We start from the raw sequence: 7,382 nt of genomic DNA on the forward strand, positions 1-7,382 counted from the left end.
CGGCGATATAGCCGCGTGATATATATAGGTGATACAGTTTTATGATAAAAGACGAAAGCCTTCATTTTTCAACTACGCCGGAGGTAATCTTTATCTATTCGTCGTCATTTTTCGCGGCTAAAGTGACGCGATGAAAGACGATCAGGAAAACACGGCAAGTCCGGAAACTCTAACACCCAAGAAACCATCCGGTTTGCTGGATCCGGTCACCGGCAGTATCCGCCTGTTCCGTCGCTGGTGGCGGATGGTTGTCCGCGCTGATGTCAATCAACAGGCGGTGATCGACAAGGTCCGGGAAGACAGCGGATTCACGCCCCATTTTGCCTTTATGACATCGATGTCGGCCGGCATCGCCATATTGGGTTTGCTGTTGTCTTCTCCCGCCGTCGTAATCGGCGCCATGCTGCTGTCGCCCTTGATGGGACCGATCATGGGCGCAGGATTCGCGCTCGCGGTTGGTGATTCTGCCTGGCTGAAAGAAAGCGGCAAGGCGATCATTCTGGGGAGCATTATCTCGATCTTGTTCGCCGGTCTGGTCGTTACCATGTCACCACTGCAAACGGTCACTGCCGAAATCGCTGCACGGACGCGGCCCAATCTGTTCGATCTGCTGGTCGCGCTCTTCTCTGCTCTGGCCGGTGCCTATGCGATGATCCGCGGCCGGATGGGAACGATCGTCGGCGTCGCCATCGCCACCGCTCTGATGCCACCGCTCGCGGTTGTCGGCTTCGGACTCGCAACCTTCAACTGGGCCGTGTTCGGTGGCTCCCTGCTGTTGTTTTTCACCAACCTGATGACGATTGCGCTGACCGCCACCGCGATGGCCTGGCTCTATGGCTTCCGCTCCTATCTCTCCGAACGGCAGTCGCAATTCCAGATTGCTGCCATGGTGATCGTTTTCATTGCGCTGGCGATCCCGCTTGGTCTTTCGCTGCGCCAGATTGCCTGGGAAGCCAATGTCTCGCGCTCCGCCAACGGCTATATCAAGGACCAGTTCGGCAAGCGCGCCAGCGTTTCGCAGATCGAGATAGATTTCGATGCCGATCCGATAACGGTTAACGCCACCGTATTCACGCCCACGATTATCGCTGGTGCGGCCGAACAGAGTTCACGGGTACTGAGCAGGTCCCTGGGCCGTTCGATCATTGTCAATGTCGACCAGTTCAAGGTCGAAACCGGCGAGGATGCCCAGTCGGCCGAGCTTGCCGCGGCCAAGACCCAGGCGCAGGCCCGGGAAGCCGAAATTCAGCTGACCCGATTGCGGGAAAATCTTGCCCTCATCGCCGGGGTTCCGGTTGATGATGTGACGCTCGATAGCAACAAAAGGCGGGCCGTGGTGGTGGCCAAGCCGTTGCCGGGAGCAACGCTTGCATCGTATCATGCGCTGGAACAGCGAGTGGCTTCAGGAGCCAAGGACTGGAGCATCAGATTGCAGCCGCCGGCCATTGCGCTGCCGGGAGTGAAGATTGCCAATGGTTCGGTGGACCCGGCCTCGAGCAAGAATCTGGATTTGATAATCTGGGCATCCGAACGGATCGATTTGCCTCTGGGAATGAGCGGGTCAGCCGCCGACCGGGCTGTGGCGAGGGAGGCTCTCATGGCCAGGAACATTGCTGTGGCTGAAGAATTCGACCGCGGTATTTCGGGCGCTGGTACAAGTTTTCGCTGGCTGGCGCCGTCGGAAAGCAGCGATCTTGAGCAATAGCCATTTAGACGAGGTTCATTTTCAATGCGTTAGCATTTTGTTTCGATAGGGGGAGAGACCATATGCGACCTTTTGTTCTTGCTGGATTGCTGATGGCCACAGCAGCGTCACCGGCCATTAGCCAGTCTTCGGGTCAGGGTGACGTTTCGGTTACCATCTACAACAGCAATCTGGCGCTGGTCCAGGATGTCCGGCAGCTGAATATTCCGGCAGGCCGGTCGGTTCAGGCCTTTCCTGGCGTTTCCGGACAGATCCGCGCGGAAACCGTCAGTTTCACCGCTCCGAATAGCGGCATCGTCGAGCAGAATTTCGACTATGATCTTTTGTCTCCCTCCAAGCTGATGGAAAAAGCGGTTGGCGAAACGGTCACGATCGTCCGGATCAACCCGGCCACCGGATCAGAAACCCGCGAACGGGCCAAGGTGCTGGCCGCGAATGGCGGCGTGGTACTGCAAATCGGCAGCCGGATTGAGGTGTTGCGCGATGATCGCTTGCCGACACGGGTGATTTTCGACAAGGTTCCGGAGAATTTGCGGGCCCGGCCAACCCTGTCGGTGACCCTGAACAGTTCGCGCGCAGGCACACGACCTGCGCAGCTGAGCTACCTGACATCGGGGCTCGGCTGGGAGGCCGACTATGTCGCCCTGTTCGATGAGAAGGCCGGCAAGATGGATGTGCAGGGCTGGGTTACGTTGACCAACAATACCGGTACGACCTTCGACAATGCCAAAACTTTGCTGGTCGCCGGTACGCCAAATGTGAATGGTCGCAGCAATTATCCGTCCCGTAGCAATCTTCGCAATGCCGGAATCGATACTGCCGACCGGGAATCGCTTGGTGATTTTTATCTCTATCCACTGGCGGCTCGTACGACGATTGCCAATGCCCAGACCAAACAGGTCAGTTTTCTTGATGTGACGGGCGCCTCGGCACAGAAAATTTATGAATATAGCAATCGCTGGCTAGGTACGCAGAATGAACCGCAAAGCGTGGACACCGTACTGGAATTCAGTTCTTCCAGCGACGGAGGACTGGGGGATGCGTTGCCTGCAGGAACCGTCCGGGTTTACATGAAAGATGCCTCCGGCCAGCCGCAATTTATCGGCGAGAATAATATCGGCCACACACCCATGGGGTCGGAACTGGGACTGAAGACCGGCGAGGCCTTTGATGTCAAAGTCAAACCAACCGTTACCGAGCGCAAGCGCCTGTCCGCATCGAAATGGCGCACCAGTATGACTTATGAAATCAGCAATGCGCGGCCCGATGCGGTTACGGTGTCGCTGATCCAGAACGGCCTCGACTTTTACTGGGATGACACGCGTATCGTGAGCGAGAGCATGACGAGTAAGCGGCGGTCATCCGATTCGCTTGTTTGGAAAGTGCCCGTGCCCGCCAATGGGCGAACGACAGTAACAGCGGTTTTCGAGACCCGGTTCTGATATGGTGCGGCGAACATTTTTCGCCTTCCTGATCCTTGCCGTCTCGGCTCCCGCCGCGGCGCAATCCGGTCACGCGCATCAGGTCGTGACATCCGAGGGGCCAGGATCGGTCTCGGTGACCGTCTACCGCAATCCCGACCGCGCGCCGAACAATGCGATGAACCTTCGCTATCTTGGCGGCTATGCGCTGATCACCGAACAGCGCACGATTGACTTGCCGGAGGGCGAGGTGGACCTGCGGTTCGAAGGTGTCGCGGGGGGGATTATTCCGCAATCGGCGATCGTTACCGGTCTGCCGGATGACATCATCGAGAAAAACCGGGATGCGGCGCTGCTTTCACCTTCGGCCTTACTCAACAGCTATCTGGGGCAGGGCGTCACGATCCGGCGGAGCAGCGGCGCAACCGGCGAAACCGAAATATTTGATGCGACGATCCGGACCGATGCCGGTGGCGGCATGGTGATACAGACGGCCGATGGATTCGAGGCATTACAATGTACCGGGTTGAACGAGGCCATTGTCTACCCGGCGATACCGGAAGGTCTTTCGGCCAAACCGACATTGTCAGTGAAAAGCAGGGTGAAGACAGCAACCCGCGCAACGGTGACATTATCCTATCTGGCCACCGGCTTCGACTGGCAGGCCAATTATGTCGCCGATATTTCTGACGATGGCTCGCACCTGAACCTCTTCTCCTGGGTGACGCTGGCCAATGGTGACGAAACATCCTTTGTCCAGGCGCAAACCCAGACGGTGGCGGGCCAACCCAATAAGGGGCGCGACAATATAGCACCGGCGAGTGGCGGAAGCGTGAACCTGGCTTGCTGGCCCGACGGAACAAGCAGCGATATTATCGCGCAATATGTGCAACGGCGCGAGGCCTTTGGCGCTGCTCCACCACCTCCTCCACCACCACCTGCCCCGGCGATGATGGCAGATAATATAACGGTCACGGCGCGCAAGGTGATGGCGAAGCAGGAGGACCTCGGTGATCTCAAGCTCTATCGGATACCGGTGCCGGTCACAGTGGCAGCGCAAAGCCAGAAGCAGGTTGCGTTTCTGGAGAAATCGGCGATCCCCTTTACGCAAATATATGAAACTATAATACGGGCGACCAATGCCCAACCGGCCCGATCACTGGCGACTACCCTGCGTTTCGAGAACCGCAAGCGGGACCAGCTGGGCGTGCCGCTACCTGCGGGGAAACTGATCGCGTTCCGGAATGTTGACGGTGCGCGGATGCTGCTCGGCGAAGGCAGTTTTGACGACAAGGCGATCGACGAGCTGGTCGAGGTCACCATTGGTTCAAGCGACCAGGTGAAGACCATTGTCGAGCAATTGGCGCAGGTTGATGACGAGAAAAAACAGGCGCGTGACATGCGGTTGACCCTGACCAATGCGTCCCGGTTACCCGCGCAGGTGGAAATCAAGTTGTTGCGCAGCGATAGCGAGCGGTTCAGGAAAACCAGTCACAGGCTCACGCGCAAAGACGGCGTGGATCTCTGGAAGGTGACCCTGCCGCCGAATAGCGAGCGGGTGCTGACCTATCGGGTCGAGCGGCGCAAATAGCCGCTAGCCGAGATATTTTTCTCTGGAAGTCTCCGGGATCACGCGCGGATTGTGATTTTCATCTAGGGCAACGAAGGTGAACAGGCCGCTGGTTACCGGGACGCGCTCTTCGCCGAGATTGCGCGACGCGATAACATCCAGCCGAATCGCAACCGATGTCCTGCCAATCCGGTCGACCCGGGCATAGACCGAAATCAGGTCGCGGGTCAGGATCGGTGCGATAAATTCCATCGCCTCGATCGCCACGGTGGCGGTGGAACCCTGCGCGACGCGTGCCGCCATGATACCGCCGGCGATGTCCATTTGCGACAGCACCCAGCCGCCGAAAATATGACCATTGTTGTTCAGATCGCGTGGCTGTGGAGCAACCCGCAATACCGGCTGCATTTTCGCCAGCGCGTCCAGATCATCCTTACTCATCGGGCGAAATTTCCTTTGATACCGGGTCGTCGATCGATTCGTCATGGCCGGTGCCGCTCGACAGGAACACGAGCCCCATCAGGCCGGCCATCAGCATCAGCGCGAAGGCGATGCCGGCCGCTGTGGCGAGATACATGTGGATCGAGACGAAGCCGTGCAGGTAGAATAGAATCCCGAGAGACACGGCGACGCAGGCCAGGGTGAACAGCGCCATTCCGCGCATCAGGCGCCAGTATCGGGCCCATGCAAAGCTGGCATAATGCGGATCGTCAAGGCGGGAAGGCTGGGGCAAGGAGGGACTCCGGTGGTTTTCAGTGCATTGAACGGGAATCCTGTTACCATCAAGCCCAATCACTTTCAAAAATATGTTAAAAGGCGTGAACTAAACAGAATCAGAACCGAGGAGAGGCGCAATGACCATAAATTCAATTTTGCAGGGACGCAGCGGCGAAATATATAGTTGCACCGCCGACATGACAGTCTCGCAGGCGGTGGAGATTCTGGCGGAAAAGAGTATCGGCGCGCTGCCGGTGCTGGATGGAGACAGCGTGGCTGGCATATTCTCCGAACGCGACGTCCTTCACTGCCTGCGCAAATTCGGGCATGCGGCGATGGATCATGCGGTTCGCGATGTGATGACAGCGGATGTGATTTCGGTCGAACGAACCAAGAGCGTCATGGGGGCCCTGTCGCTGATGACCCGAAGGCGGATCCGCCATCTGCCGGTGGTCGAGGATGGCAAGCTGGTCGGTTTTGTCTCGATCGGTGATCTGGTCAAATACCGGATCGACAAGATCGAAAGCGAAGCGGCGGCGATGCGGGACTATATCCAGTCAGCCTAGAGCCTGTCATCCGGCGAGGTCTATGCCGTGCTGCCCCAGATAGGCCAGACTCGCCTGGCGCAACATTTTTGCACGCTCGGTTGCGTCGGCGAACCGGTCCCGATAGGCTTTGGACCGCACTTCCAGACTGAGCGGGATGTCCTGCGGCAAGGCCTTGATAATATCGGCCACGGGCAGCTCTCCCTCACCCGGACAGCTGCGCAAATCGACTGCATCTTCCAGATAGGCTTCGAAATTTGCGGCGCAATCCGTATGGCCATCGCAGATTTGCGTGTAGGGCAACAAACATGCTTCCAATTCTTCCAGTTCTTCGGGCCTGTGGCCGGCCCGCTGGAAGTGAATCGTGTCGATCAGCAGCGCCGCCGCCGGATGATCGGTCTCGCGCAATGTGGCGAGCGCGTCATCCATCGACTGCACCGCGGTGATCATCAGAAATTCCAGCGCCACCCGGATCTGGCCGGGCGCGGCCCATTCGCACAGCCGGCGCAGGGCATCGGCGGTCCGGCCCCGGTCGGGTTCCGCGCTGACCACCAGTATATTGGCTGCGCCGAGTTCCAGAGCCGCGTCGACAATCAGTCTGTGATCGTCGGTCAACTGGCCGCCTTCCGCAATCCACACGACTTCGACATCGAGCACCGACAGATCATGGGCGCGGAGGGCATCGCGCGTCGCCCGCCGGCGTTCTGCCGTCCATTGCTCAGGCTCGATCGTGAATCCGACATGGCTGAAGCCAGCCCGTCCCGCGGCCTGCGCCACATCTGCCGGTTGAAATTCGGGCAAGCTGCCCGCCGCGAGGGATAGGATATGGGCCATGGCTGCACGCTGGCGGGTTCGTCGCCATCGGGCAATGGCCATTTTGATCAGGGGGGATTTGGCCGCCGGCCGGTCACGGGGGCGCGGCCGGCGCGCGCATGAATCGGCCTATATCGTTTCCGCTTCCAGATCGGCCGGTACGGGTTCCGGCGGCTTGCGCCGGACGATCAGCCGGATCACCTCGAACAAGGTCGGTCTCGCAAGAATATACAATAGTCCGGCATAAGCGAGCCCGCCAGTAGCGACCAGCAATGCCAGCCGCGCGTAGACGATCATCTCCGGCAGCAACTGATCGACCAGATAGACGATCGCAGCCATGGCGATCGATGCCGACAGGCCCGGCCATACCGCTTTGCCGATCTCCCAGGCGGTGACGCCGATATGGCGGTTCGACTGGGAAAAGGTGAACAAAGTCAGCAACGGAAAGGCGATGACCCAGCTCCAGGCCAGTCCATAGACACCATATTGTATGCCGATCAGGAAAGTGACCGGCATCAGGATTGCCCCGAACATGTTGGTGCGGGCGGTAATTTTCGGACGGCCGAGCGCATTGTTCGCCGGGGTGAACAATATCTGCAGCGTCATCACCG

8 protein-coding genes (1 of these 8 only partly in view) are annotated in these 7,382 nt (G+C 58.7%); 4 read left to right on the forward strand and 4 right to left on the reverse strand.

The window, feature by feature from the left end:
• Positions 1-130 precede the first annotated feature (130 nt).
• The 3 genes from BOSE62_RS00925 to BOSE62_RS00935 all read left to right on the forward strand — a co-directional run bounded on the left by BOSE62_RS00925 (position 131) and on the right by BOSE62_RS00935 (position 4,717).
• Positions 131-1,705, forward strand: a complete 1,575-nt coding sequence (locus tag BOSE62_RS00925) for a DUF389 domain-containing protein (protein ID WP_159640524.1) — start codon at positions 131-133, stop codon at positions 1,703-1,705.
• A 62-nt stretch (positions 1,706-1,767) separates the two neighbouring features.
• Positions 1,768-3,147, forward strand: a complete 1,380-nt coding sequence (locus BOSE62_RS00930) for a DUF4139 domain-containing protein (protein WP_159640527.1) — start codon at positions 1,768-1,770, stop codon at positions 3,145-3,147.
• A 1-nt stretch (position 3,148) separates the two neighbouring features.
• Complete coding sequence (locus BOSE62_RS00935) at positions 3,149-4,717, forward strand: DUF4139 domain-containing protein (RefSeq protein ID WP_159640530.1); 1,569 nt, start codon at positions 3,149-3,151, stop codon at positions 4,715-4,717.
• A 3-nt stretch (positions 4,718-4,720) separates the two neighbouring features.
• On the opposite strand, the gene BOSE62_RS00940 is transcribed toward BOSE62_RS00935, so the two are convergent.
• A complete protein-coding gene (locus BOSE62_RS00940) occupies positions 4,721-5,137 on the reverse strand; it encodes an acyl-CoA thioesterase (RefSeq protein ID WP_236553755.1) in 417 nt (138 codons plus the stop codon).
• Entirely contained in the window at positions 5,130-5,429 is a 300-nt protein-coding gene (locus BOSE62_RS00945; protein WP_159640533.1) for a hypothetical protein, read from the reverse strand. The genes BOSE62_RS00940 and BOSE62_RS00945 overlap by 8 nt, the downstream gene beginning before the upstream one ends.
• Positions 5,430-5,550: 121 nt before the next feature.
• Between BOSE62_RS00945 and BOSE62_RS00950 the strand changes: the two genes are divergently transcribed.
• The gene (locus BOSE62_RS00950; protein WP_159640537.1) at positions 5,551-5,979 is read left to right on the forward strand and encodes a CBS domain-containing protein; all 429 of its coding nucleotides are present in this window, start codon (positions 5,551-5,553) and stop codon (positions 5,977-5,979) included.
• A gap of 6 nt (positions 5,980-5,985) precedes the next feature.
• On the opposite strand, the gene BOSE62_RS00955 is transcribed toward BOSE62_RS00950, so the two are convergent.
• Together BOSE62_RS00955 and BOSE62_RS00960 are read right to left on the reverse strand one after the other, a co-directional pair.
• Positions 5,986-6,792, reverse strand: a complete 807-nt coding sequence (locus BOSE62_RS00955) for a sugar phosphate isomerase/epimerase family protein (protein WP_159640540.1) — start codon at positions 6,790-6,792, stop codon at positions 5,986-5,988.
• Positions 6,793-6,900: 108 nt separating this feature from the next.
• On the reverse strand, positions 6,901-7,382 hold the end of the coding sequence (locus BOSE62_RS00960; RefSeq protein WP_159640543.1) for a lipopolysaccharide biosynthesis protein. 1,030 nt of this gene lie beyond the right edge of the window; only the last 482 of its 1,512 coding nucleotides appear in the window; the start codon falls outside the window, past its right edge; its stop codon occupies positions 6,901-6,903.

This window comes from Sphingorhabdus sp. 109, assembly GCF_902506555.1.
Lineage (GTDB): Bacteria > Pseudomonadota > Alphaproteobacteria > Sphingomonadales > Sphingomonadaceae > Parasphingorhabdus.

Bases quoted from the DNA above. Each gene is read 5' to 3' on its own strand.
- BOSE62_RS00935 (WP_159640530.1), top strand. From the start codon at position 3,149: ATGGTGCGGCGAACATTTTTCGCCTTCCTGATCCTTGCCGTCTCGGCT.
- BOSE62_RS00925 (WP_159640524.1), top strand. From the start codon at position 131: ATGAAAGACGATCAGGAAAACACGGCAAGTCCGGAAACTCTAACACCC.
- BOSE62_RS00930 (WP_159640527.1), top strand. From the start codon at position 1,768: ATGCGACCTTTTGTTCTTGCTGGATTGCTGATGGCCACAGCAGCGTCA.
- BOSE62_RS00955 (WP_159640540.1), bottom strand. From the start codon at position 6,792: ATGGCCCATATCCTATCCCTCGCGGCGGGCAGCTTGCCCGAATTTCAA.
- BOSE62_RS00950 (WP_159640537.1), top strand. From the start codon at position 5,551: ATGACCATAAATTCAATTTTGCAGGGACGCAGCGGCGAAATATATAGT.
- BOSE62_RS00940 (WP_236553755.1), bottom strand. From the start codon at position 5,137: ATGAGTAAGGATGATCTGGACGCGCTGGCGAAAATGCAGCCGGTATTG.